This is a genomic window from Tumebacillus lacus, from assembly GCF_026410385.1.
GTDB lineage: Bacteria > Bacillota > Bacilli > Tumebacillales > Tumebacillaceae > Tumebacillus > Tumebacillus lacus.
Genome location: NZ_JAPMLT010000003.1, coordinates 332,883 through 355,226 on the forward strand (window position 1 = coordinate 332,883; position 22,344 = coordinate 355,226).

22 protein-coding genes and 1 pseudogene are annotated in these 22,344 nt (G+C 55.3%); 2 read left to right on the plus strand and 21 right to left on the minus strand.

The annotated features are described in order from the left end of the window. Positions 1 to 9: 9 nt before the first annotated feature. The 9 genes from OS242_RS08920 to OS242_RS08960 all read right to left on the minus strand — a co-directional run bounded on the left by OS242_RS08920 (position 10) and on the right by OS242_RS08960 (position 10,984). Positions 10 to 954 carry a hypothetical protein gene (locus OS242_RS08920; RefSeq protein ID WP_267151328.1) on the minus strand — a complete coding sequence of 315 codons (945 nt, stop codon included), beginning with the start codon at positions 952 to 954 and terminating at the stop codon, positions 10 to 12. Next, entirely contained in the window at positions 951 to 1,916 is a 966-nt protein-coding gene (locus OS242_RS08925) for a hypothetical protein (protein ID WP_267151329.1), read from the minus strand. The genes OS242_RS08920 and OS242_RS08925 overlap by 4 nt, the downstream gene beginning before the upstream one ends. A 260-nt stretch (positions 1,917 to 2,176) precedes the next feature. After that, positions 2,177 to 2,809 carry a hypothetical protein gene (locus OS242_RS08930; protein ID WP_267151330.1) on the minus strand — a complete coding sequence of 211 codons (633 nt, stop codon included), beginning with the start codon at positions 2,807 to 2,809 and terminating at the stop codon, positions 2,177 to 2,179. Between the two features lie 25 nt (positions 2,810 to 2,834). Next, positions 2,835 to 3,770, minus strand: coding sequence for a heme o synthase (cyoE, locus tag OS242_RS08935; RefSeq protein WP_267151331.1), 936 nt, complete (start codon positions 3,768 to 3,770; stop codon positions 2,835 to 2,837). Between the two features lie 266 nt (positions 3,771 to 4,036). Then, complete coding sequence (gene ctaD / locus OS242_RS08940) at positions 4,037 to 5,659, minus strand: cytochrome c oxidase subunit I (protein WP_267151332.1); 1,623 nt, start codon at positions 5,657 to 5,659, stop codon at positions 4,037 to 4,039. A 29-nt stretch (positions 5,660 to 5,688) separates the two neighbouring features. Continuing rightward, positions 5,689 to 6,621, minus strand: a complete 933-nt coding sequence (gene coxB, locus OS242_RS08945) for a cytochrome c oxidase subunit II (protein ID WP_267151333.1) — start codon at positions 6,619 to 6,621, stop codon at positions 5,689 to 5,691. A 388-nt stretch (positions 6,622 to 7,009) separates the two neighbouring features. Further along, on the minus strand, positions 7,010 to 8,167 hold the full coding sequence (locus OS242_RS08950; protein WP_267151334.1) for a THUMP domain-containing class I SAM-dependent RNA methyltransferase: 1,158 nt from the start codon (positions 8,165 to 8,167) through the stop codon (positions 7,010 to 7,012). Between the two features lie 45 nt (positions 8,168 to 8,212). Continuing rightward, complete coding sequence (locus tag OS242_RS08955) at positions 8,213 to 8,689, minus strand: hypothetical protein (RefSeq protein WP_267151335.1); 477 nt, start codon at positions 8,687 to 8,689, stop codon at positions 8,213 to 8,215. A 516-nt stretch (positions 8,690 to 9,205) separates the two neighbouring features. Further along, complete coding sequence (locus tag OS242_RS08960) at positions 9,206 to 10,984, minus strand: aromatic amino acid hydroxylase (RefSeq protein ID WP_267151336.1); 1,779 nt, start codon at positions 10,982 to 10,984, stop codon at positions 9,206 to 9,208. Between the two features lie 252 nt (positions 10,985 to 11,236). Between OS242_RS08960 and hemQ the strand changes: the two genes are divergently transcribed. Beyond that, entirely contained in the window at positions 11,237 to 11,989 is a 753-nt protein-coding gene (hemQ, locus tag OS242_RS08965) for a hydrogen peroxide-dependent heme synthase (protein WP_267151337.1), read from the plus strand. Positions 11,990 to 12,058: 69 nt separating this feature from the next. Here the strand turns inward: hemQ and OS242_RS08970 are convergent, their stop codons facing one another. From OS242_RS08970 to OS242_RS09000, 7 genes and pseudogenes are all read right to left on the minus strand, one after another. Next, positions 12,059 to 12,700: a hypothetical protein gene (locus OS242_RS08970; protein WP_267151338.1), complete on the minus strand. Its 642-nt coding sequence runs from the start codon at positions 12,698 to 12,700 to the stop codon at positions 12,059 to 12,061. A gap of 85 nt (positions 12,701 to 12,785) precedes the next feature. Then, a complete protein-coding gene (locus tag OS242_RS08975; RefSeq protein WP_267151339.1) occupies positions 12,786 to 13,307 on the minus strand; it encodes a hypothetical protein in 522 nt (173 codons plus the stop codon). A 78-nt stretch (positions 13,308 to 13,385) separates the two neighbouring features. Next, positions 13,386 to 14,003 carry a hypothetical protein gene (locus OS242_RS08980; protein ID WP_267151340.1) on the minus strand — a complete coding sequence of 206 codons (618 nt, stop codon included), beginning with the start codon at positions 14,001 to 14,003 and terminating at the stop codon, positions 13,386 to 13,388. A 98-nt stretch (positions 14,004 to 14,101) separates the two neighbouring features. Beyond that, positions 14,102 to 14,824, minus strand: a complete 723-nt coding sequence (locus OS242_RS08985) for an ABC transporter ATP-binding protein (protein ID WP_267151341.1) — start codon at positions 14,822 to 14,824, stop codon at positions 14,102 to 14,104. Next, entirely contained in the window at positions 14,817 to 15,641 is an 825-nt protein-coding gene (locus OS242_RS08990) for an ABC transporter permease (RefSeq protein WP_267151342.1), read from the minus strand. Before OS242_RS08990 ends, OS242_RS08985 begins: the two co-directional genes overlap by 8 nt. Positions 15,642 to 15,806: 165 nt before the next feature. Next, a pseudogene (locus OS242_RS08995) lies at positions 15,807 to 16,316 on the minus strand (nitrous oxide reductase accessory protein NosL); the annotation flags it as partial. Next, positions 16,313 to 17,632: a right-handed parallel beta-helix repeat-containing protein gene (locus tag OS242_RS09000; RefSeq protein WP_267151343.1), complete on the minus strand. Its 1,320-nt coding sequence runs from the start codon at positions 17,630 to 17,632 to the stop codon at positions 16,313 to 16,315. The gene OS242_RS09000 and the pseudogene OS242_RS08995, both read right to left, overlap by 4 nt. A gap of 147 nt (positions 17,633 to 17,779) precedes the next feature. Here OS242_RS09000 and OS242_RS09005 point away from each other — a divergent pair, with 147 nt between their 5' ends. Further along, complete coding sequence (locus OS242_RS09005) at positions 17,780 to 18,328, plus strand: GNAT family N-acetyltransferase (protein WP_267151344.1); 549 nt, start codon at positions 17,780 to 17,782, stop codon at positions 18,326 to 18,328. Positions 18,329 to 18,446: 118 nt separating this feature from the next. Here OS242_RS09005 and OS242_RS09010 read toward each other — a convergent pair whose 3' ends face one another. The 5 genes from OS242_RS09010 to OS242_RS09030 form a co-directional block, all read right to left on the minus strand. Beyond that, entirely contained in the window at positions 18,447 to 19,442 is a 996-nt protein-coding gene (locus OS242_RS09010; RefSeq protein WP_267151345.1) for a DUF3231 family protein, read from the minus strand. 80 nt (positions 19,443 to 19,522) lie between these two features. Further along, on the minus strand, positions 19,523 to 20,152 hold the full coding sequence (locus tag OS242_RS09015) for a chloramphenicol acetyltransferase (RefSeq protein ID WP_267151346.1): 630 nt from the start codon (positions 20,150 to 20,152) through the stop codon (positions 19,523 to 19,525). Between the two features lie 91 nt (positions 20,153 to 20,243). Continuing rightward, positions 20,244 to 21,125, minus strand: a complete 882-nt coding sequence (locus OS242_RS09020; protein WP_267151347.1) for an anti-sigma factor family protein — start codon at positions 21,123 to 21,125, stop codon at positions 20,244 to 20,246. Beyond that, on the minus strand, positions 21,115 to 21,651 hold the full coding sequence (locus tag OS242_RS09025) for an RNA polymerase sigma factor (RefSeq protein WP_267151348.1): 537 nt from the start codon (positions 21,649 to 21,651) through the stop codon (positions 21,115 to 21,117). The genes OS242_RS09020 and OS242_RS09025 overlap by 11 nt, the downstream gene beginning before the upstream one ends. Before the next feature lie 91 nt (positions 21,652 to 21,742). After that, on the minus strand, positions 21,743 to 22,294 hold the full coding sequence (locus tag OS242_RS09030; RefSeq protein ID WP_267151349.1) for a GNAT family N-acetyltransferase: 552 nt from the start codon (positions 22,292 to 22,294) through the stop codon (positions 21,743 to 21,745). Between the last annotated feature and the right edge of the window lie 50 nt (positions 22,295 to 22,344).

Below are 22,344 nucleotides of genomic sequence, written 5' to 3' on the forward strand. Positions count from 1 at the left end.
CCGTCCGAACTACTGCATGCGCGGCGCCGGCATCGCTTCTTTGCCCATCTCGCGCAGACGCTGTTCGATCATCGCATGCACACGGTCGTCTATCGATTCATAAAGCCTGTCGTCAGGCAACGCCAACACCTCGACCGACTCGTCGTCCCACTCCCAGATCAGCCATTCCTGCTCCAACACGCAATCGTCTCCTTGCCAGAGCGCCAAGTGCATGTTGGCATGTGCCTCGCGCAGCTCGCGGCCGTCAAACTCCTCGTTGTAGAGCACTTGCGGCTCCACGCGCCATCCGTATCCGAGCAGCTCATTCTGATACCCGGCGATCACATCATCGGCCGTATCGATCAGCCGGGCTTCCAGACGCTCCAGACTGGCGCGGTCCAATTCGGCCGTCGGCAGCGCATCGTACGCGACCAGCTTGCGGACGCCAAGGGAGTCCAGCACGCGCTCCATCTCTTCGCGGTGCGGACCATACTGCTGTTCGACATGTCCGAGCGGTTTGAGCGCAAACAGGATCGTCCCCCGCTGCACCGAATAGCCAAAGCAATCCTGCCACTCGATCCGCGTCTCAAACGTCCCCTGCCCGACCAGCGCGTAACGAGGGGGCAAAATCGTCACCCCCTCAGAATCAAACACCACGATCTCACATGTGCGCGTCTGACTGCGCAGATAAAACGGCCAGACCGCCGAGATCAGCACACCGGCCAACGCGACCCCTTTGGCAAACTCCACATCCACCCCGCGCAACAGTCCGGCGGTGAAAAAGGTGACGATCATCGTCGACGCGATGGCGTTCAGCGTGCCCGGAGGCGACGAGACGACGCGCACGGCGATCTCCGCCCGCACATTGCGCTCCAGAGCCCGGCCCAGTGCCCACTGGCGAAGCGGCACGTTCCATCCATATAAAAACACCCAGACCAGCGTGGCACATACAAATCCGATCACAGCCCCGCTCATGACACCACCCCCTTCGAAGACGGAGTGCTGTCATGCAACACATGACGAATCCACTCGTTGAGGCGGTCCAGCAACTCCTGATCGAGCAGACCGATCAGATAACCGACCGACCCGCTGCTCTGCCAGAGCGGGTAAGAGCCGACAGACTGCCGCTCCAACGTCTCCGCATGGAACAGATGGAGTTGCAGCCACGAGCGCGCATGCTCGTCGAGCAGCCGATCACCCGGCATGTTGCGCATCACGCTCAACTCCGGCCGCAGCCCCATCGCCTGCATTTCCTCTTGATAGAGGTCGATCAACTCCCAGCCAAGGGAACAGATCTCATCTTCCAAGCGGAACAACGCCTGCTCATCAACCTGCGCGACCCAGACGCGGTCAAACGCTTCCAAGCGGGGGATCTTCAGATCGTGCAACAACTCGCGCAGACGGCGGTGATCCGGCAGGTCAAACTCCACCTGCACCGCCATGTGCTCCCCGCGGAAAAACTGCAACAGGCTGCCGTCGACCCGGTAGCCGTCGATCTCCTGCCAGTCAAGAAACTGATGACGCCCGCCCTTCCAGATCGGGCGGCCTTGTCGCTCCGGGAACAGGTGCAGACCACGCAAGGTGATAACAAATCCTTGATCCGCCTGAAAAGCACTGTGACGGTACAGATGACGCACCACCATCAGCAGATAAGCAAACGTGGCAATGCCGCGCGTCCCGCTGCTGTCGGTGAGCCACCAGACAAACGCCAGCGCCGCTCCCCAGCCGACCAATTCCCAATGATTTTTCACTAGGGTATAGCCGATCAATTCGGTATGAACCTCCGCCGTATGCAACACTTTTTCCCGGCGGCCGATCCGCTCTTTCATCCGTCGTCTCCACATCGGTTCCAATCCATAAGCAATCGTCCCGACCATCGCGGCCAACAGACCGGCGATCAGCAGGACGCCTGCCGCGTTTAAGATCGTTTCCAGCAACGGTCCTGCCTCCTTTCCCGTTCGATGTTCCGATCCGGCTTTACACATTTCGAGTCAAACAGCCAAAATCCTCCCATCTGTTACTTGTTAATAAAAAAGCATGATCCCATGTAAGTTCTACATGGGATCATGCGGATGTGCGTCGATTATTTCTTCGTAGAGATGGAGGACGTGAAGTTGAACAACATCCACAGCAGGCCGGAGAAAACAAACAGCCCAAGCGCAGCGCCGATCATAATCATGTTAGAGTCCCTCCCTACTTAGTTGGTGAGTTGCTGGAGCTTCGTGCCGCACCAGTCAGCGAATTCGCCAATGGAGATCATGTTGGTGATCACGAGGACAGCAAGGCCGATCACAACTGCGTAGAAGATGATCGACATCGTCGCCGGAACCAAGCTGCGCATTTGCTTTTCATTGCGGTCGCCGTAGTACTTAACGTTCGCGATGAGGAAGCCGATGATCGTGAAGGCGAGCAGGATCTGGCAGACATAAATGCCGATGTATCCGGTCCAAGCGCCGGCACCGAGGTACCAGGTGAACGCGATCAGATACATTTGCAGAGCGGTGTACACGAAGAAGACGAGGGTCAGAGCGACCATGAAGCCTACGAAGGCTTTGCGCTTGCCCGCTTTCCAGGAGGTACCCGCAAAATAAGCAAGGAAACCTGCCAGCAGCAAAGCAATCACGGTGAAGCTCGGGAGATCTGCTTGTGCCCCGAAGTCCACGTTGAACTGGTCGGGCGACCAAGCACGCAGATAAACGTTCGCCGCAACGAAGGTTGCCAGGAAGAACGTGAAAGAGATCAGGCTGAGCCACGTTGCGAGGATACCGTCGTGTTTCGCGCCGGTGCCTTCGCGATGCGGGACCCAATCAGGAGCGTGATGGGCAGACATTGCGATTCCTCCTTTTTCAAAACTTTTAGATCGATGCTTCGATGATCCACACGACGTTGATCGTCGTGAGGTAGATCAGAGAGAACACAAACGAGATGCGCGACCATTTGATCGTATCTTTTGCAAAGAATCCGGCGACGGCCAGCGCGAACCAGATCGCGCCCAGCACGATTGCCGTGTACAGGTACACTTCGGTGACCGGTGCCACTTTGTACAGCAGGAACGAAGCCGGGATCAGACCCGCGACGTACCGGATGTTGTGACGCTTGGTTGCTTCAAAACCTTTGACGACCGGATGAACCGGGATGCCTGCTGCGCGGTAGTCTTCCGAACGGCGGATCGCCAACGCCAGCGTGTGCGGCATCTGCCACAGGAACATGATCGTAAACAGGACCCAAGCTGCGAGGTCCATCTGTCCGGTGATCGCCGTCCAACCCATGACGAGCGGCACAGCGCCGGAGATGGCGCCGCCGATGGTCGAGGTGGTCGACGTGCGCTTCAGCCACATCGTGTAGATCACGACGTAGTCGAAGAGCCCGATCAGACCGAGGATCGCGGTCAGCGGATTGATCATCGTCGCCAGGAGCACAGTCCCGACGGTTGCGAAGCCAAGGCCCATGTACAGGACCGCTTTTGCAGAGATGCGACCTTCCGGCAGAGCACGGCTGGCGGTGCGCTGCATCATCTTGTCGAGGTCTCGGTCGATATAGTTGTTCAGGCAGGTGCCGGCCATGATGACCAACGCCGTCCCGAGCAACGTGAAGAGAATCTCCGTGCCGGTCGCCTGACCGCCGGACGCCAGCCAAAGGCCGGCGAAGACGGTCATCATGTTGGCGACGGTGATCCCGATTTTGGTAACGGTGACAAAGTCACGGAGCGTCCCGGTGCGGTTCAGGTCCGACAGTGGACCCGGTTCCATGACCGGGTTGCGGTTGATGCTGGATTTTGCGGTCTGATCCATTGAGAACCCTCCTTTGGGCGTTTTCTTTTCGATATGCTTGTTTCGTGCCGATGACGAACCAGCACATCTGCATGAGGACGACCAGAAGGAGTGTGTCGCGGGAACGACCGCAGCTCACTTCTTAACCGGTGACGTCTCTCGCGAAGTACCGCTACGCGAGGGAAGGCACACCGGATTCCTCATCAGACAGACTGGTGTGAACAACAAACAGCTCGACAGCCATAGATGATCTCCTCCGGCGATTTGTCCTTCTCACACACGCGAAACTACGCGATGTTGCCTTTCGACTTACCCGGCTTCTCACCATATTGGTACGGATCTTCCGTCACGATCGGGAGAGCTTCGAAGTTGAACTCGGTCGGCGGCGAGGACGCGTTGGTCCACTCCAGCGTGTTCGCGTTCCACGGGTTTGCCGAAGCTTTTTCGCCCTTCATGGTCGCGACGCAGATCTGGATGACAAACGCGAGCGACGCGAGGCCGACGAGGAAAGCACCAGCGGTCGAGATCTGGTTCAGGAACGTCAGGTCCGGCGTGTAAACGAATACGCGGCGCGGCATGCCGTTCAGACCGATCATGTGCATCGGGAAGAAGGTCAGGTTCGTACCGATGAAGTACGTCCAGAAGATGATCTTCGCGGTCGATTCCTTGTACATTTTGCCGGTGACTTTCGGGAACCAGAAGTAGGTGCCCGCGATGATCGCCATCATCGAGCCGCCGAACAGAACGTAGTGGAAATGCGCGACAACGAAGTAGGTGTCGTGCAGATGCAGGTCGAGCGGAACGTTACCCAAGACGATACCGGACAGGCCACCGACGGTGAACAGGCCGATGAAGCCGAAGGTGACGTACAGCATCGGAGTCGTGTAGTTGATCTGACCGCCCCACAGGGAAGCCAGCCAGTTGAAGATCTTGATCGCCGTCGGTACCGCGATGATCAGCGAGGTGATCATGAACGGAATACCTGCGGACAGTTGCATGCCTGCTACAAACATGTGGTGAGCCCAGACCAAGAAGCCGAGCAGACCGATCATGATGGAAGAATAAGCGATTGCTTTGTAACCGAAAATAGGTTTGCGTGCAAAGACCGGAATGATCTCAGACACGATCCCCATCGCCGGTACGATCATGACGTAAACGGCCGGGTGAGAATAGAACCAGAACAGATGCTGATACAGCATCGGGTCGCCGCCTGCAGCCACATCGTAGAAGGTGGTCTTCAAGTGACGGTCCATCAGCAGCGTGGTGACAGCACCGGCCAGAGCCGGGGTACCGAACAACTGGATGAACGAGGTGACGAGGTTCGCCCAGACGAACAGCGGCATGCGGTTCATGGTCATGCCAGGAGCGCGCATGTTAAAGGTGGTGACGATGAAGTTGATCGCCGCCAGAATGGACGACAGACCCAAGATGTGGACCGAGGTGACCCACAGGTCGAGGCCTGCGCCTTGCGATTGGATGGAGTACGGCGGATAGGCCGTCCAACCCACTTCCGGAATCGCACCTACAACGAAAGAGCTCATCAGCACAAGGCCGCCGAGCAGGAAGAGCCAGTAGCTCAGAGCGTTCATTTTCGGGAACGCCATGTCGTGAGCACCGATCATGATCGGCACAAGATAGTTACCAAACGCACCCGTGAGCATCGGAATGATCCAAAGGAAGATCATGATCGTACCGTGCATGGTGAAGGCTTGGTTGAACATGTCGGGCGGGATGATCATGTTGCCCGGCATCGCCAGCTGCGTGCGGATAAACAGCGCAGCCAAACCGCCGATGAAGAAGAACACGATTGCGGTTACGGCGTACATGATCCCGATTTTCTTGTGGTCTACCGTCAAGATCCACTCACGGAAGAAAGAACGACGTTTAACATCTCCCGTAGCTGCTGCCAACATTTCCACCCCCAACTTTTAGAAGTCGATTATTTCAGTTCTTCGAAGTATTTGACGAGGTAGCCGATCGTTTCATCATCAAGTTGGTATGCCGGCATGACACCGGTTACGCCCTTCGCAACTTTCGCGTTCGGGTCGAGGATCGATTCCTTGATGTAGGCTTCGTCTACTACTACTTTTTGACCGTTTGCCAATTCGCGCTCGGAACCCAGGAGACCTTTCCAGGTCGGGCCTGCGCCCTTGGAGCCGTCGATGGAGTGGCAAGAGGTGCAACCATTTGCCAGAGCAATGGAGTAACCATCGGTCTTTTTGCGGGTCTTCTCTTCCGCAACCCACGTGTCAAACTCACCTGCCGGCATGATGGTGAAGTCAGCCAGCATCTTGGAGTGCGCGTTGCCGCAGTACTCCGCGCAGATGACGCGCTTTTCGTACTTCTGGTTCAGGTTTTCAACGTCTTGCGCATAGAGCACGAATTGGGTTTCGCGACCCGGCACGGCGTCTTGCTTCAGACGGAATTCAGGAACCCAGAACGAGTGGATAACATCTTTGGAAGTGATCTTGAACAGAACGTTCTTGCCTTCCGGGATGCGCAGGTCGTTCATGGACTTAGCACCGTTCGGATATTCGAACTCCCAAGCCCATTTCATACCCACTACCTTGATCTCGTATACGTCACTCGGAGTTTCTTGGATGGTGTATACCATCCCCGAGCTGTAAATACCGAGAACGACGAGGATAATTGCCGGAATCAAAGTCCAGATGACTTCCGCTTTGGTGCTACCTTCAATGTAGCGGCCTTCTTTGCCCGGTGCTTTGCGCTTGAAGCGGATCATGAAGATCACCAGCAAGGCTTCGACCAAAACAAAAACGACCAAAGCGATCGCGAAGGTCAGGTTAAACAGACCGTCGATTTCCGACGCGGTTTTGCCAATCGCTTCCGGCAGCCAGAGAAATCTTTCCACTTGTCCTCCTCCTATCTTAAGATCTTGATTTGCCTCGGAGAGATCACGGGACAAAGATCGCTCTCCTTGCTCTTCTCACGCCTACTCAGAACTGGTTTCGACGTGTTCAGACAGCATTCTACCATCTGATTATACTAGTTCTTTTCGGTTTCATGTTTTGCTTTTCGAGCCCATTTTGGTCATTTTCTTGACAAAAGTGTGACACAAGCCCTAGTATCTACGTTTTTCGACCGTATACGACGTTGGCGCGTGATGGTGCAAGGGTTGCCACGTCAGGAAAAAACCCCTAAACATCAAGGTTTTCCGGTGTTTTTTCCCGTGCTAAAAACCGCACCAAAAGAGGACTTCTTCCATTAAGTGAAGTCCTCTTCGGCCACTGGCCGTGGGTCTATTCTCCCGCTTCTTCCGCGCGTTTGCGCGGCGGCAGCGGTCCGAGATACTGATAGAGATTGCATTCGATGCGCCCGTTGAACAACTTGCGCTTCTTGTCAGCACGTTTTCCGTAAAAACGCTCGAAGCCCGTATGCGATGTTAACACAAACACCGACCAAGAATCAAGGTGATTTGTCAGATCACCCATCTCTTCATAGAGCTTCTCCACCGATTTGGCTTCACCGAGACGTTCCCCGTACGGCGGGTTGGTGACGATGACCCCGTACTGGGCTTCCAACTTCAGTTCGGCGAGCGGCAGATTTTTGATCTTGATTGCGTCTTCGAGTCCCGCTTTGCGCACGTGGTAGTTGGCAAGCGACAGCACGTCCGGGTCGATATCGGAGGCGAGGATCTCCAGCGGACGGTTGCGGTCGGCGAGATCGTGCGCTTCTTCGCGAGCGGCGTCCCACATCTTTTGCGTCACGGTCGGCCAGTGATCGGCGGAAAACTCGCGCAGCAGGCCCGGTGCAAAGTTGCGGCCGATCAGCGCCGCTTCAATCGGGATCGTGCCGGAGCCGCAGCACGGGTCGAGGAACGGGCGGTGCGGTGCCCAGCGGCTGAGGTCGATCATCGCGGCGGCCAGCGTTTCTTTGAGCGGGGCTTGGGCGGAGAGTTTACGATACCCGCGTTTATGTAATCCGGCGCCGGTGGTGTCGATCGTCAGCAGGGCGATGTCTTTGAGCAGGGAGACCTGGATACGGAACAGAGGGCCCTTCTCGTCGAACCATTCAATACCGTATGCGTCCTTCATCTTTTCTACGACCGCTTTTTTGACGATGCTCTGGCAGGCCGGCACGGAGCTCAGTTGCGATTTTTGCGATTTGCCGTCGACCGGGAACTCGGCATTTTTCGGCAGCCAGTCCGGCCAGTTCAGCGCTTTCGTCCCTTCGAACAGCTCTTCGAACGACGTGGCTTTAAATTCGCCCATCTTGACGAGCACGCGGTCGGCGCTGCGCAGCCAGAGGTTGCAGCGGGCGATGGCCGCTTCGTCGGCCTCAAACTCGACGCGGCCGTTTTCGACGCGCACGTTTTCGTAGCCCAGATTTTTTACTTCGCGAGACACGATCGCTTCGAGGCCCATCGGGGCGGTGGCGATCAGAGTGACTTTACCCATCCTTCATCCACATCCATCTTCGTTTTTTTGCTAGTATAGCCCAATTTAGTCGATTGCAAAGATCAGTTCGCCCTCTTTATCAAAGAAACCCTCGCCGTCCGCTTGCAGCGTACCGTCTGTCGCGTCGAGCAGCAGTTCCAGCAGGTACTCGACCAGTTCCCAGCCTTCTTCGGTAAAGTCGTCCGGGATCATGCAGGCGATGATCTGTTCCGTCTCCGAGAGCAGCTTATCGACGACGGCGCGGCCTTCGTCTTGCCCTTCGACAGCTTGCATGGCGGTGCGGAACTCTTCGATCTCCTCTGCAAAGTCTTCGGCGCCGCTGACGGAGCGGTCGACCATGACGGATGGACGGCGATCTTCATAAGAAAGATGCACCGTTTTCCAGTCCGGGTCTTGATAACGCGGATCGTCTTTGGCCGGGAAGATTTTCAGTTCGAAGCCGATGTGTTCGATCTTATCGACCAGGTGCGGAATGGTCGGGGCTTCTTGAGTCCGACAAAACACGCGCATAAAATGTGCCATGATGATGTCCCCTTTTTTCAACCTTTGTCAAATCATAGCATAACCATTTCCCATCCTATCATATCTCGACATTTATTTCCCGGGAAACCGAATCTTGTCAGGAATGGGCGTAAAGATCAGAGTGGTTTGTCGTATGTTGGGTGGTGGGAGGGGGGAGCAGTATCTACGGAAAACCGCTAGCTTCGCAGACAAAGGTCTTTCCTCCGATACTCCTCCCCCCTCCCATCGCTTGTCAGGCACAAAACGACAACCACCTTTACAACGACAGAAGGCCGGGGGAGTCCCGGAGGTTTGCCTTTGTCTGCGTAGCTAGCGGCAAACCGCAGGGACTCCCCCGGCCTTCGGGCACCCACCGAGCGTCAACCCACCCGGCACCCCACCATCCTCTAAATCCTGTGCATCCAACTACCACCAGTCACCGACAGAAGGCCGGGGGAGTCCCGGAGGTTTGCCTTTGTCTGCGAAGCTAGCGGCAAACCGCAGGGACTCCCCCGGCCTTCGGGCACCCAACGAGCGTCAACCCGCCCGGCACCCCACTCTCATCAATTTCATCCCGTTCTCAATCAACGCTCCCTTCTCCTCATCACTCTCACCTGCACGCACCAACTGCGCCTCCACTCTCTCCTGCAACTCACGCTCAACACCCCGCGCAGTCAAGATCTCCAAAATCTCCACCCGCAACAACCAATCCTCCGCAAACTCCGCTTCGATCTGTTGCAGCACATCTGCCAGCGAATCGATCAACTGCCCGTCAGACAGCTCTCCCTCGCGCAAGTCCCGCACCGCTGTGTACAGCCGATGCAAAGCTCGCTCCTCTTCCGAAAGAACAGCCTTCCCGGTCACCGTAGCCGACACAGCCACCGCCGACGCGTGAAACCGCTCCGGATCGGCAGCCCCGGCAAACACCGAGACGATCTTCGCCCCGACCGCCATGTCAAACGTTCCCCACTCCGCGCGGAACAACACCGTCTCACCGAGCGTCACCGTGCAGCGATTGAACGCGATCAACACGATCTTGCCGCCGCGACGAACCACCTCTTTCACGATGCCTTCGACTCTCACCCCGGATCGGAACTTCACGTTTGCCTTGCATCCTGCCACGATCCCGGCCCGTTGCAACAACAGATCGGAGAAGTCTTCCAACGGTGTGCTGTAGCCCTGCAACAGCCCAACCGGCGAGCCAAACCCTTCCCCGTGGTACACCTGATCATGTCCCGGCAACTCTTGATCCGCATACGCCAACGCCGACGACCCCGTGGTTTTCAGGTAGACCGCTTCCCCCTGCTCATCGAACACGAGATCGGTAAACGTCCCCGTCACCTGCAACCCCGACGCATACACCGCCGTCGCCGTCGCACCGGAATCGACCGCTTTCACAAGGCTTTGCGTCCCGCCGACACGGAACGCCATCCCCGCCGCAAATCGCTCAATCGCCTCCGTCAACTGATCAAAATCCCGACACACAAACAACTGCGGCTGCGGCTTCGTGATGTCGTAGTCGGTCGCGATGCACGCCTCCAGCGAGAACGGAATCTTCCGCACCGCCGGTGCCAAACAGCTCCGGCTCTCCCCCATCGACGACAACAACCCCGCCCCGTAAATCTTCGGATCTTCGAGGTCGCCGATCAGCCCGTATTCCACCGTCCACCAGTACAGCCGCGCCAACAACGTCGCCTCCGAAGAAGACGTCACCGCCGCAATCGCCGCATCCAACCGCCGCTCCGAAGCGGCGATCTGCTCGTCTGTCGCCTTCGGATCTTCTTTCAAAATCGACAACAGCCGAATCGCTTCATAGACCTCAAGGTCCTCTTTCGAAGACAAAGCCTTGCGCCCGATCTCACCGAACCGCCGCAAAAACCGCCCGTATGCCTCATCATGCAGCATCGGAGCATGCCCTGCCGATTCGTGGATGATGTCCGGGGCCGGCGTGTACGCGATATGAGCCAGAGTGCGCATGTCACAGGCGATCGGCAAGATCCCATGCGCCTGAAAATCAAAAAACGCCACAGGCGGGATAAACCCGTCGACGGCGACCGCTCCCCAACCCATCGCGGACAGCTCGGCACTCATCGTCGTGATATCAGGAATCGACTCAATCGACATCCCGGTGGAAAGCAACCCGTCCCGGTAGGAGCCATAGCCCTTTTCCTGAAGAAACGCGCTGTTTTGGCGCAGCACATAACGCCACACCGCCTGGTCGACCGGCGTGTACTTCGCATAGTGCTGATCCACCACAAACTGTCGCAAATGGGCAGGGACGGCAGGCCCCTGAGTCGTCAGAGTCGTTGTACTCATCTCTTTTTCTCTCCTCTCCCGCATTGGGTGCTTTAGCACATAAAAGCATATGTGCATAAAAGCATAAAAGTGTTGAAGCTATTGTATGACCATTCCCGCCGCTTGGCAAGACCCCAACGCACACAATTTTGTTAAATTTACATCGACCGCGTTGTGTTACGATAAGGGAAGAAGCCCGGAAAGTGTGAACATCTGCCAATTGTGGTATACTAACGGGGAAATTTTGAGCGAAAAATGAGGAGCTGTTTTCAGATGAGCCAAAACGAAGCATTGCTGACTCTGGAAGGCTGGTACGTCCTGCATGACTTCCGGAAAATCGATTGGGATACGTGGAAAATGGTTTCGGAAGAAGAGCGTCAAGGCGCACTCGACGACCTGATGAACTTCATCAACGAGTTTGGCGCGGTTGAAACCGACAAAACCGGCAGCACCGCAATGTACTCGATCCTCGGGCACAAAGCAGACTTTGTTTTCATGTTCCTGCGCCCGACCCTCGAAGAACTGAACGCGGTCGAGACCGCTTTTAACAAGACCCGCTTTGCGGACTTCACCGCTCCGGCGTACTCCTACGTCTCCGTGGTCGAGCTGTCCAACTACGTCAACACCACCGGTGAAGACCCGTACCAAGACCCGGCGATCCGCGCCCGCCTGTACCCGGAACTCCCGAAGTCGAACCACATCTGCTTCTACCCGATGAACAAAAAACGTCAAGGCGAAGACAACTGGTACATGCTGACCATGGAACAACGCCGCGAACTGATGCGCGCCCACGGCATGGTCGGCCGCAAATACGCAGGCAAGATCAAGCAGATCATCACCGGCTCCGTCGGCTTCGACGACTGGGAATGGGGCGTCACCCTCTTCGCAGACAACGCGCTGGAGTTCAAGCACATCGTCTACGAAATGCGCTTCGACGAAGTCTCCGCCCGCTACGGCGAGTTCGGCAACTTCCTCGTCGGCAACATCATGGATGCGGACAAGTTCCAAGCGATGCTGCGCGTGTAATCGCGTACATACAAAAACCCTCGATGGTCGCTCATCGAGGGTTTTTTGCATGCGGTATTTTCAAACCTGTCACTGGAATTCCTTCTCAATCTCCGAGATCAACTGTTCACCCGTCCAGTTTTCCACTTGCTCGGTGACGCCCATCTTTCCGTATGAAATGATCTTTTCTTTCAAATAACCTGCATTCCGGTCAAACTTTCCTACCCGCTCGCCCTTGTTGTTCTTTACTTTATATTTGCCCTCTCCTCCAAGGCAATAATATTTGTCGCCTTTGTCCATGAACAAGAGGTATACGCCTTCATCGAATAGTGGGTCACGCTTCGATTCAAATTTCTTCCCCTCATACACGCCGCCTGTTTCATTGAGGGTAATCTCCGTGTTCTCGATCTCTTTCGGACCTTTGTACACTTTGAGCACTTGGAAGTCATTGTGCGTTTCTACGATCCCGCCTTCAAGGCGAGACGGTTGTTTCTCAAGAAACTCGGCGACTACGATGTACGTGCTGTTCTCTTGAAGTTCCTGCAAATTCTTATATTCCCGAGGAAGCGCAAACTCGTACTCATGGACGGGCATTTCTGCAAGAGTTGCTTGTGTTGATGTTGCTGTGATGTCAGCTTTATTCGTCTGCTGTACTTGGTTCAGAGAAAAATAGAGTCCCACGCTAACGACGATCCCCAAGGCCACTAAACATCCGACTTTTGCTTTATTCATTGTAGCCCTCCAATTTCTTACTATAAATAGAAAGCCTCTTGCGTTACACCTTAAGGTTCTGGCAGAAAGAAACCAGGTGCCTTTTCTACACGGCAATTTCTGTTCGTTCCCAACTATCCAGTACATCAGTTTTCATTTCCCAATAGTCGAGCATGTCATCCGGAGAGTTAGGCACTTCCACTGTTGTGTTAATCGTACAATTCACGAATCCAGCACCAGAGTCTACTGACACGACAAGTACCTCGTAGTTATTGAAATAAAATTTAACTCCAACGTCCTGAGATACTCTCCATTCGATATGCTCTTCCGATACCCATTTCACCTCATCGCGAATTATTGAAACTCTTTCTAATTCTCCTACACACAATTCGTCCCATTTGTACTCATTCTCAGGGGAAGTAGTTAACGAGAATATCGGGTACTCGTCGTGGTCCTGTTTTCCTGTGGGTACATTTAGCAAATATAGGTTTGTATCTACTTGGAATTTAACAGCCAGATACATCCCGTTAAATTCAGTAGCGACATAGCTCGTTATACATTTGCCGATCAGTTTCTGAAGTTCTGTAATATCTTGACTCACCATGGTGTTGTTCATTTCAAAACTCATACTAGTCCTCCATATCATGGTGTCCCTTTTGTTTATGTCAACAATAGGTGTGCCATCAGAGAGTGGACACATCGACTTTTAATCGGTACCCTTCTCAATCTCCGAGATCAACTGTTCGCCCGTCCAGTCTGCCACTTGCTCTTTGACGCCCATGTTTCCGTACGAGGTGATCTTTTCTTTCAAATAACCTGCATTCCGCTCAAACTTTCCTACCCGTTCGCCCTTGCTGTTCTTTACTTTGTATTTGCCTGCTCCGATGCCGAGGCAATAATATTTATCACCTTTGTGCATGAACAAGAGGTATACGCCTTCATCAAAGAGTTTGTTGTTCGGCGATTGATATTTCTTTCCCTCATAGATACCACCGGTTTCATTGACCGTAATCGCCGTATTCTCGATTTCTTTAGGCCCTTTGTACACTTTGAGCACTTGGAAGTCATTGTGCGTTTCTACGATCCCACCTTCAAGTCGAGACGGTTTTTTCTCAAGAAACTCGGCGACTACGATGTACGTGCTTTCTTCTTGAAGCTCTTGCAGATTCTTATAATCCCGATCCAATGCAAACGCGTACTCAATCACCGGCATTTTCGTTTGAGTTGCTTGCGGCGCTTGCTGTGCTTGATTCAATGATACATAAAGTCCAGCGACCACAACGATCCCCAAGGCCGCGATACTTGCGGTTATTCCATAATTCATGGTTGTACCTCCAATTATTTACAATCCATTATAAAGCAAAAACCCCTTTGATGGACGTATCCATCGAAGGGGTTTTTCATGCACAGACCGGTCTGTGCTCATTCGGTTCGTTTGAGGGACGCGCGAAAAGCCGCATTCAACCCGGCCGCGCCGTACTGTTGTTTGAAGCTTTCAACGCTCCCGTGTTGGATCACGCGGCCTTGGTTGAGAAAGATGGCTTCATCTGCGACCGCTTCGGCCACATCCAATTGGTGCGTGGAAAACAGGACCGAGTGACCGGCCGCTTTCAAGCGGGTCAGCAAGTCGGACAACGACTCCATCCAATAGGGATCGAGGCCGTTGGTCGGCTCATCGAGGACCAACAGAGCCGGCTGGGCCAGCAATGCTTGCGCCAACAAGAGTCGCTGCCTCATCCCTTTGGAGAAGCGGAAGACCGTTTTGCCCTTCGCCTCGGTCAGACCCACGAGTTCCAGTACGTCTGCCGCACGCTGTTCTCCTACTCCGCGCAGTCCGGCGTAGAAACGGATCGTATCCCACGCGTTCAATCCGCCGGAGAATTGAAAATCGTCCGGCATGTAGCCGATCTGTTTGGCATAGGCCGCCCGTTGCGAGTGGGCATCCAGCCCCTGCACGAGGATCGTGCCCGTGGTGGGGCGGCTGATCCCGACGACCATTTTCAAGATCGTGCTCTTCCCCGCTCCGTTTCCTCCGCACAGGGCCAGCACGCGCCCGGTATCCAGAGTAAAAGAAAGCGGCTCGACGAGTGTCTTGCCGCCCGCTTTTTTGCTGACATGGTTCACTTCCAAGCAAGCATTACCCACGTCCCCGCCCCCTTTCCCAGATCCAACTCGAAAGGCCCAAAAAGCCGATCATCCAAAAACACCCGAACACGAGGGCGGTCGCGATCCCCCATTGGCTGTTGATCCAGTCGATCCATTGGTAATAATCAGGTCCGAACACTGCTCCGCCGCCCAATCGGGTCACGGTGACGATGCGTACCAGTTCGGCCGGATTGAACAGTGTGAGCAGGCCCAAAGCGGGTTTGATCACCGGATAGGGCAGCGTGTTCAGGACGGCGATTAAAAGCGTCGGCCACGCGAGCACGGTCACAAACCAGATGCCGACCCCGTAGGTCAACGCTTGCCATCTGTTTTTGGCCAAGGAACCGACGACGACGGCCAAGGCCAGATACAGAAACAGGAGGGCCGCCGAAAACGACACGTAGGCAGTCACCCCGGAGAAGGTGAGCGGTTGTCCGGCCCAGACACCCACGACGCCGTAGAGACCCAGTCCTGTTGCCAAGATGGCCAGCAATACGACCGACAGTCCGAGGAATTTCCCGATCAAAAATGAGGAGGAGGACAGCGCGTAGGTCGAGAGCAATGTCCAGGAGCCGTCCTCTTTTTCTGCGGTCAGTGAAAAAGACCCGAGCAACAAGGTCATCATCGGCAGCAGGTACAGGGTCAGGTTGATCATCGTGCCGGTGGCGTGCGTGTATCCTTGAAATCCCATGGATTGATTCGATTGGATCAACAGCAAAGAGATGCTGAACACACTGAATAAGAGCAAAAATGAATACGACCACGGATTGCGAAATCCGATCTGCATCTCACGTTTTGCGATGAACCAGACGCTCATCGGTTACATCCCCGATTTCATACCGGAACCCGACATTTCGCTGCCACCGGTCGAATGCCCGTTGTTCGACATGCCGCCATGTCCGTCCGTCTTATGCCCGTCTGTGGATGCACCGCCGTGTCCGTCCATCTTTTGCCCGTCTGTCGATGCACCGCCATGTCCACCGGACATGCCTTTTTTGTGTTTTTCCATCAGCTTTTTCATCATGTCTTTGTTGCGTTCCCAACCGTGCTCCAGCAGTTCGTCATAGGTGAGCAGTTCACCGTGCCCGTGTTTGGCGAGGAAGGCCTCCGCATCCGTTTTCTTTTTAAAGGAAATGACGTTGTAGGCCATCGGCGTTTCGATCTCTTGGTCAAATACATACGTCGCTTCTTCGATCTTGACCCACTCCGACGTGTGATAATCGCGGACAAACTGCGCCTCTACTTGCTCCGTTCCGTTTTTATCCGTCCATGAAACCAAACACCCGAGGTCGTCGAACTTCATCGCCTTGCCGTTTTTCTGCACCATTTCGACCGCATATTGGTTGTTGTGAACCAACATGTTGCAGGTGTCGCACTTGTCCACTTTTTCGTCTATCGCCACCGGCTTCGGTTCCGCATTTCCACACCCCGCCACACTTGTTGCGAGCACAAACGCTGCGAGGACGCCAAAAAAGATCGGTTGTTTTTTCATGATGACACTCTCCTTCTATAACTTCGCCAAAATGGGTAGAATCCTGCGCCGAGCAGCAGCAGGGAAAACACAAGCACCGACCCCTGCGCGGGAGATGGCTCGCTCGTTTCGCTCCCCGGCGGGGACATCAGCGGCGAGGGGTCATGCAACCACTGGTCTGTATCGCTGGTCGACAGGTCTTCCAAGACGGTCAAACCGGGCGATTGGAAAAATAATTGATACGCCGATACCGCATCGGTCAGCGAGAGAAAGAACGGCGACGCCTGATAGGAGAGGTCCGATGAGCCGTCACCGTTCACATCAAGTCCCTGGTGGTCGTCCCAGTAGTTTCCGGAAACGAGGTTGTCGCGGCTTTCAATCGCCTGTGCTTGCACGGCGTTTCCGCTCCATGTATTGGCGTGAAACTGGTTTTGAGCCGATTCTTGCATCCGCATTCCCAAAAAGTTGCGGGTGACTCGATTGTTCGCGATGCGGTTTCCAGTCGCTGCATCGACGTGGAGTCCGATCCGGTTTCCATCGATCAAGTTGTTCACGATCTCAGCACTTTCGACCTGGTAGAGAAAGATGCCTTGCGACTGGGCATGACCCGCTTGCTTCGTGATGCGGTTGCCGACGATTCGACTCCCGACGTCTTCCATCACCATCGCGCCCGTCACGTTTTGTTGCAGATCGTTGTCGGTCACTTCCGACCGATGCGAGAACATCATGTGCACAGCATAACGGGAATTGGAAATGCGATTGTGTGTGATCAGGGTGTTCTCACTGTTGTCGAGATACACCCCGTCTTTCACGTGATCCAAAACAGAATCTTCGATCCGGTTGTCATCCGAGTTCCAGATCTCGATGCCGTTTCTCCGCTTTTTCAAATCGGGTTCACGGCCGCTGATGTGCAACCCCTGAAGGACGTTCCGGTTTGCGTGTTCAAGTTTGACGGCGATCCCTTTCGTTTGGATGGTGAGATCGCGAAATCTATTGTCATCGCCACGTACTGCCAGTCCGCCCCGCTCATCGGACAGGTTCAAACCGCTGATCGTGGCTCCATCTGTTTCAACCCGCAACAGCGGGGTTTCCGGTGACGAGTGCACAGGACGGATGATCGTGGCATCCTGACCTGACAGGTGAATCGGTTTGTCGATCAGCAAAGGTCCCTCATACGTTCCGGGCGGCAGTCGCACGATGTCTCCGGGCTTTGCTTGGTCCAGCACGCTCTGCACGTCCACCGGGCGATCCGCAGCCTGAACGGGCACAGCCATGATCAGAGCGGGTACGACCAGAAACGAGAGGTATCGTCGCATGCTTTTTGCAAAATCGATCATGGTGACCCCCTTCCTTCCTGCACCATTATAGCCCCTTCGACCCTCTCGTCCCATGACTCAAACGGGCTATTCTGAGACATCACGTTTCTTGAACAGTTGCTCGACTTGTGATAATTTGGAAAGAATCGAGAAGGAGAGGATCAGAGGATGAGTACCTTGCACGGCGATCAGATTTACGTGAGAACCCTTGAGGAATCAGATGCGGAAGCGTTGTTGGCGGTGGAGGAGCGCAACCGGGAGTTTTTCCAGACGTTCACTGCGCTGCGCCGCCCCGACTTTTACACACTGGAAGGGCAGCGCACTCGAATCAAGAAAAGTGCCGAACTGAGAGCGGAAGACCAGCAATATATGTTTGGCATCTTCTTGAAAGAGAGAGATGAATTGATCGGCTGGGTATCGCTGACAGAAGTGCTCCGAGGTGCCTTGGAGAGTTGCTATGTCGGGTATATGCTGGATCGGTCGCACAACGGGCAAGGCTGTATGACCGAGGCGGTTCGGCTGGTTGTCTCGTACGCGTTTGATGAACTCAAACTCCATCGAATCGAAGCCGGCGTGATGCCCCATAACATCGGGTCGATTCGCGTTTTGGAAAAGTCGGGCTTCCATAAAGAAGGCATCGCGAAGAAGAACGTCAAGATCAACGGCCGCTGGGAAGATCATCAGATCTTGGCGATCGTCAACGAAGCGGATCTGTAAGATCGAGACAAGCACGTCCAACTTTTAAGAATCGACACCTGCAGCGACACCGAAACAGACAACTCGATCCATACGAAAAACCCCTCCCGGTGGTGCCGGGAGGGGTTTTGGCATCGTGCTATTGACTCAGGGTCTTCCGGTCTTTGTTTTGCGGCGGTTGTTCCATCCAGTGATGTTTGATCATCAGTTTGGCGCCTTCGAGACAATACTGACTGGATTCCGTCATCAGGCGCGTGTACATCGCACTCAGATCGGTTCGATGGCTGGCCGCCAGCGAGGCGGCGTAATTGCCAAAGCCGGTGCTGCAGACCGCGGTGATGTGGAACGTCATCAATTTGTCCGAAAACGGCGCCTCCTGCGACTCGGTCACATCGCCGATCCAAGTCGCAGGCTGCATCACGTCGTCCTCCAGCAGATGTTTGGCGAGGATCTCAATGTGATGTTTGGCCATCTCCTTGCCTTTCCACGCATAGTCCCGCACTTCTTTATGTTGCGCGGACTGAGCAAAACCCAGCAACAACGCCATCCCGATCAGATTCGTCTCCGTGTTCATCCCCATGTGTGTGATCTCCACCGCATTTAAGGGTCGGTGCGAACCGAAAAATTGCGACAGAAACGATTCGTCCTTGACCATCTCCGCTTTTTCCGGCTTGGCGATCATCGGCGGCCGCACAAAAACACCCTTGCGCAACAGAACTTCGGCCGCTCTGTCATACAGATAGGACGCCTTGTTGAGCGCCACCGTAAAACAATCCCGAACGTCCTTTCTCGCCGCTGCCGACTTGGCCAACGCAGAAGCGGTCATGCCAAGCCTCGTCATGTGTTTGACATACCGCATCGTAAAAATATCAGGGTACAACCGCTTGGCTTCAGGGTTCCAGTCTTTGTCCGTAAATCCAATCGGGAGCGGGATCTCTTCACGCTCAAAGATCTCCCGAATGGTGCGAATCTCGTTCTCTGTGATATCGAGTGCCGTTTCTTGAACGTGCCGGATCGCCGGGTCTTCGCAGACCTTGAGAAAGTGGTGGAGCACACAGCGAACCATCGTATCCGTCTGATAAGCCGACCAGAGCACCGCCATTTCGGACGATGTCAGCGATGGATTGTGCGACACCTGCATCTGTATCACCTCACGTGTAGTAAAACCTCGTCGGTGATCAGGATTTGTTTCGCTACCGTTCTTATACCTGCCGTTTATACCCGAACCTCATCCAACAGTTCCTGCACCCGCATAAAGAACTGTCCGACATGCACGCCGTCTGCCAGTGCGTGATGGGCTTGCACCCCGAGCGGCATTTTGATGCGGCCGTTTTCTTCAAAGAACTTGCCCCACGCGATGCGCGGGACGCTGTCGAGTTTGTCCATGTGTATCGGATGCTGGACGCTGGTGAACGACACCCACGGCATGCACGTCACATAGATCAAGTCGTCGCGTCCAGGCTCGTCCTCGATGTAGACGGTGTGCTTGGCTTCGTCCATCCGCCGCTGCGCGCCGGCGAGAAACTCCGCCCGATCCAAGTTGTATTTCACTTCACAAAAGCGGAAGACCTCGTCTGTCGTCATCAAGGTAAACGACGGGTGCACCGCTTCATGCTCGACCACGCCGTCCTCTCGCAGCCGATACCGAAACTCCTTGCGTTCGTTGGCGGTGCGGGTGATCAGATAGAGAAAGGCTTGGAACAAAGACTCATTTCGCTCCTTGACCGCCCGGTACAGGTCGGTGATGTCCACATTGGCGCAGACGTTGAAAAACGGATAATCCATGGTGCGAAAATAATGATAGTGGCTTTTTCGCGGCCACGTTTCGATGTCGATGTACTTCATGAGAGCAGTCCCTCCGCATTTCGAGTCGCAGTATTTGCCTACAAGTATACACAAGGAACCGCCCCGTTTCCGAGGCGGCTCTGGACCTGCATCAGTTCGCTTTTTGGACGCGTTTGATCTTTGCCGCGTGGCCAGCCAGTTCGTCGGTGGTCAGGAACGGAGAGAAGAGTTGGTAAAACACGCCGTTCAGTTCTGCAGTCAGGGCGTGCTCGCCGACACGCGCCCATCGGAACGGGCCGGCCTCGACTTCACCGTTGAAGGTGTAGACGCCGAGGTTGTATGTGGAGTGGACCCGCTGCGAGTTGTCCGGGGTGGCAAGGAAGTGGATGACGTCGCCTTTTTCCCCTTTGCCTTGGACGACGTAGTCGAGCTCGACCATCTGGTAGGCCAGATGGCGGGAGTACTCCGGGGAGAACATCGACGTGGAGACGAGTTTCAGGGAGTCGTCTTGCAACTCCAGCAGCGGGAAGGCTGCCAGTTTGCGAATCTTGAGGATCGCGGCGGCCGCTTGGTCCGGGTTGTTGTCGGCAAAAACGTCCGGGGCGCTTTTCAGTTCCGGCGCGTGGGTCGACTCGGCTGTGGAGGCGACCGGCGTCGGTACGTTGGTCTGCTGCGACGGGATCAGTTGTGCCATCCGGTAGCGGACAGTGTTGCCCGTATCGGTCATATAGAGAAAAGACGTGCCTGCAATGATCGCCACCGAAGCGGCTACCGCGACTCCCCGCCACCACATCTCCATCTTCCTTTTCTGCGACGCTTCTTCCAGCCGTTCCAGCGTCTGCGAGAGGATGTCCCGGTGTTCGACGTCCACCCGCAGTCGGTCGATATCGTGAAAGAGCGCTCCGTATTCGTCAAACTCCCGCTGACACTCCGGGCACGCGAGCAGGTGCCGCTTCATGATCTGTTGCTCTTCGGTCGCCAGCTCGCCGTCGTAATACCGCTGGATCATGTAGAACGCTTCTTCACAGGGCATCCCGCTCACCTCCATGCAGTTTGGCTTTCAATTTCTGCCGCACCCGATACAGCCGGGAGCGCACATGCGCCTCGCTGACGTCGAGCGTCGCCGCCACCTCGTGGTAGGACAAGGCTTGCAGGTGGCGCAGGACGAAGATCTCCCGGTCTTCCTGGTTCAGCTTCAAGATCTCTTTGCGAATCTGGTCGAGGTGCCCCCGCACCGCAACCGTCTCTTCCACCGAGGCGGCGGTGTCGACGAGGTCGTCATCGAGCGGCACGAACCACTTTTTCTTTTTGCGCGCCGCATCGCGGTAGGTGTTCAAGGTGATCGAGTACACCCACGTGCGAAACGAGCTGTTGCCTTTAAATTGATGCAGGGAACGGCAGATCTTCCACAGCGCGTCCTGCGCCACATCTTCGCCGTCCATCTTGCTCCCGGTCAGGTAGTAGGATGTTTGAAACACGTACGGTTCGACTAACCGCAACAGGTCGGCCATCGCCGCTTTGTCGGTCAGCGCGTCGGCGACCAGTTCTTGCTCTTTCAACCTCTCCCCGCCCCCCTTCTCCGTGATCTCTCTATCTGTTAAGACGAGTTGCTTGCGGAAAAAGTTCAAGTGTTGCAGAAAAAAATATGGCTTACTGCCCGGTGCGCTTCCAGTCGCCGGCCAGCATGGCGAAGGCGATGTGGTCGACGTAGCGGTCGTAGAGCCATTCTGACTCTTTGACGATGCCCTCTTCTGTGAAACCGAGCCGGCGCGGGATGGCTTGGCTTTTTTCGTTGGCGACGGCGGCGCGGATCTCGACGCGGTTGAGTCCCCAGTTGTGGAAGGCGTTGTCGAGCAGGGCGCGGACCGCTGCTGTGACCAGCCCTTTTCCTTGTGCATCCTCGGCGAGCCAGTAGCCGATGCTGGTTTTTTTGTTGATCCAGTTGATGTTGTGATAGCCGCAGCAACCGACGATTCGGCCTTTATAGACGATGGCGAGGGAGTAGCCTTGGTTGTCGCTCACTTGCTTGCGGGTGCTGCGGATGAAGCCGAGCGAGTCGGCGGGCGATGTGGTGCTGTCCAGGAAGGGCAGCCAGCGGCGCAGATGAGCGCGGTTGGCGTCGAGAAGGGCGTAGAGTTCGTCGGCGTCCGCTTCTTCGAGCAGGCGCAGGTGCGCGTCTGGTGACAGGGTATGAGTGAGCATGAGGGGCAGAGTCTCCTTTTTCCGATAAAGTCTATGCCCTTATAGTAACA

Coding starts and splice junctions, on each gene's coding strand:
- OS242_RS08970 (WP_267151338.1), bottom strand. CDS start 12,700: ATGAATAAAGCAAAAGTCGGATGTTTAGTGGCCTTGGGGATCGTCGTT.
- OS242_RS08980 (WP_267151340.1), bottom strand. CDS start 14,003: ATGAATTATGGAATAACCGCAAGTATCGCGGCCTTGGGGATCGTTGTG.
- OS242_RS08920 (WP_267151328.1), bottom strand. CDS start 954: ATGAGCGGGGCTGTGATCGGATTTGTATGTGCCACGCTGGTCTGGGTG.
- OS242_RS08960 (WP_267151336.1), bottom strand. CDS start 10,984: ATGAGTACAACGACTCTGACGACTCAGGGGCCTGCCGTCCCTGCCCAT.
- OS242_RS08930 (WP_267151330.1), bottom strand. CDS start 2,809: ATGTCTGCCCATCACGCTCCTGATTGGGTCCCGCATCGCGAAGGCACC.
- OS242_RS08950 (WP_267151334.1), bottom strand. CDS start 8,167: ATGGGTAAAGTCACTCTGATCGCCACCGCCCCGATGGGCCTCGAAGCG.
- OS242_RS09020 (WP_267151347.1), bottom strand. CDS start 21,125: ATGCCCTGTGAAGAAGCGTTCTACATGATCCAGCGGTATTACGACGGC.
- OS242_RS08990 (WP_267151342.1), bottom strand. CDS start 15,641: ATGAGCGTCTGGTTCATCGCAAAACGTGAGATGCAGATCGGATTTCGC.
- OS242_RS09015 (WP_267151346.1), bottom strand. CDS start 20,152: ATGAAGTACATCGACATCGAAACGTGGCCGCGAAAAAGCCACTATCAT.
- OS242_RS09030 (WP_267151349.1), bottom strand. CDS start 22,294: ATGCTCACTCATACCCTGTCACCAGACGCGCACCTGCGCCTGCTCGAA.
- OS242_RS09005 (WP_267151344.1), top strand. CDS start 17,780: ATGAGTACCTTGCACGGCGATCAGATTTACGTGAGAACCCTTGAGGAA.
- OS242_RS08975 (WP_267151339.1), bottom strand. CDS start 13,307: ATGAGTTTTGAAATGAACAACACCATGGTGAGTCAAGATATTACAGAA.
- OS242_RS08955 (WP_267151335.1), bottom strand. CDS start 8,689: ATGGCACATTTTATGCGCGTGTTTTGTCGGACTCAAGAAGCCCCGACC.
- hemQ (WP_267151337.1), top strand. CDS start 11,237: ATGAGCCAAAACGAAGCATTGCTGACTCTGGAAGGCTGGTACGTCCTG.
- OS242_RS09000 (WP_267151343.1), bottom strand. CDS start 17,632: ATGATCGATTTTGCAAAAAGCATGCGACGATACCTCTCGTTTCTGGTC.
- cyoE (WP_267151331.1), bottom strand. CDS start 3,770: ATGGATCAGACCGCAAAATCCAGCATCAACCGCAACCCGGTCATGGAA.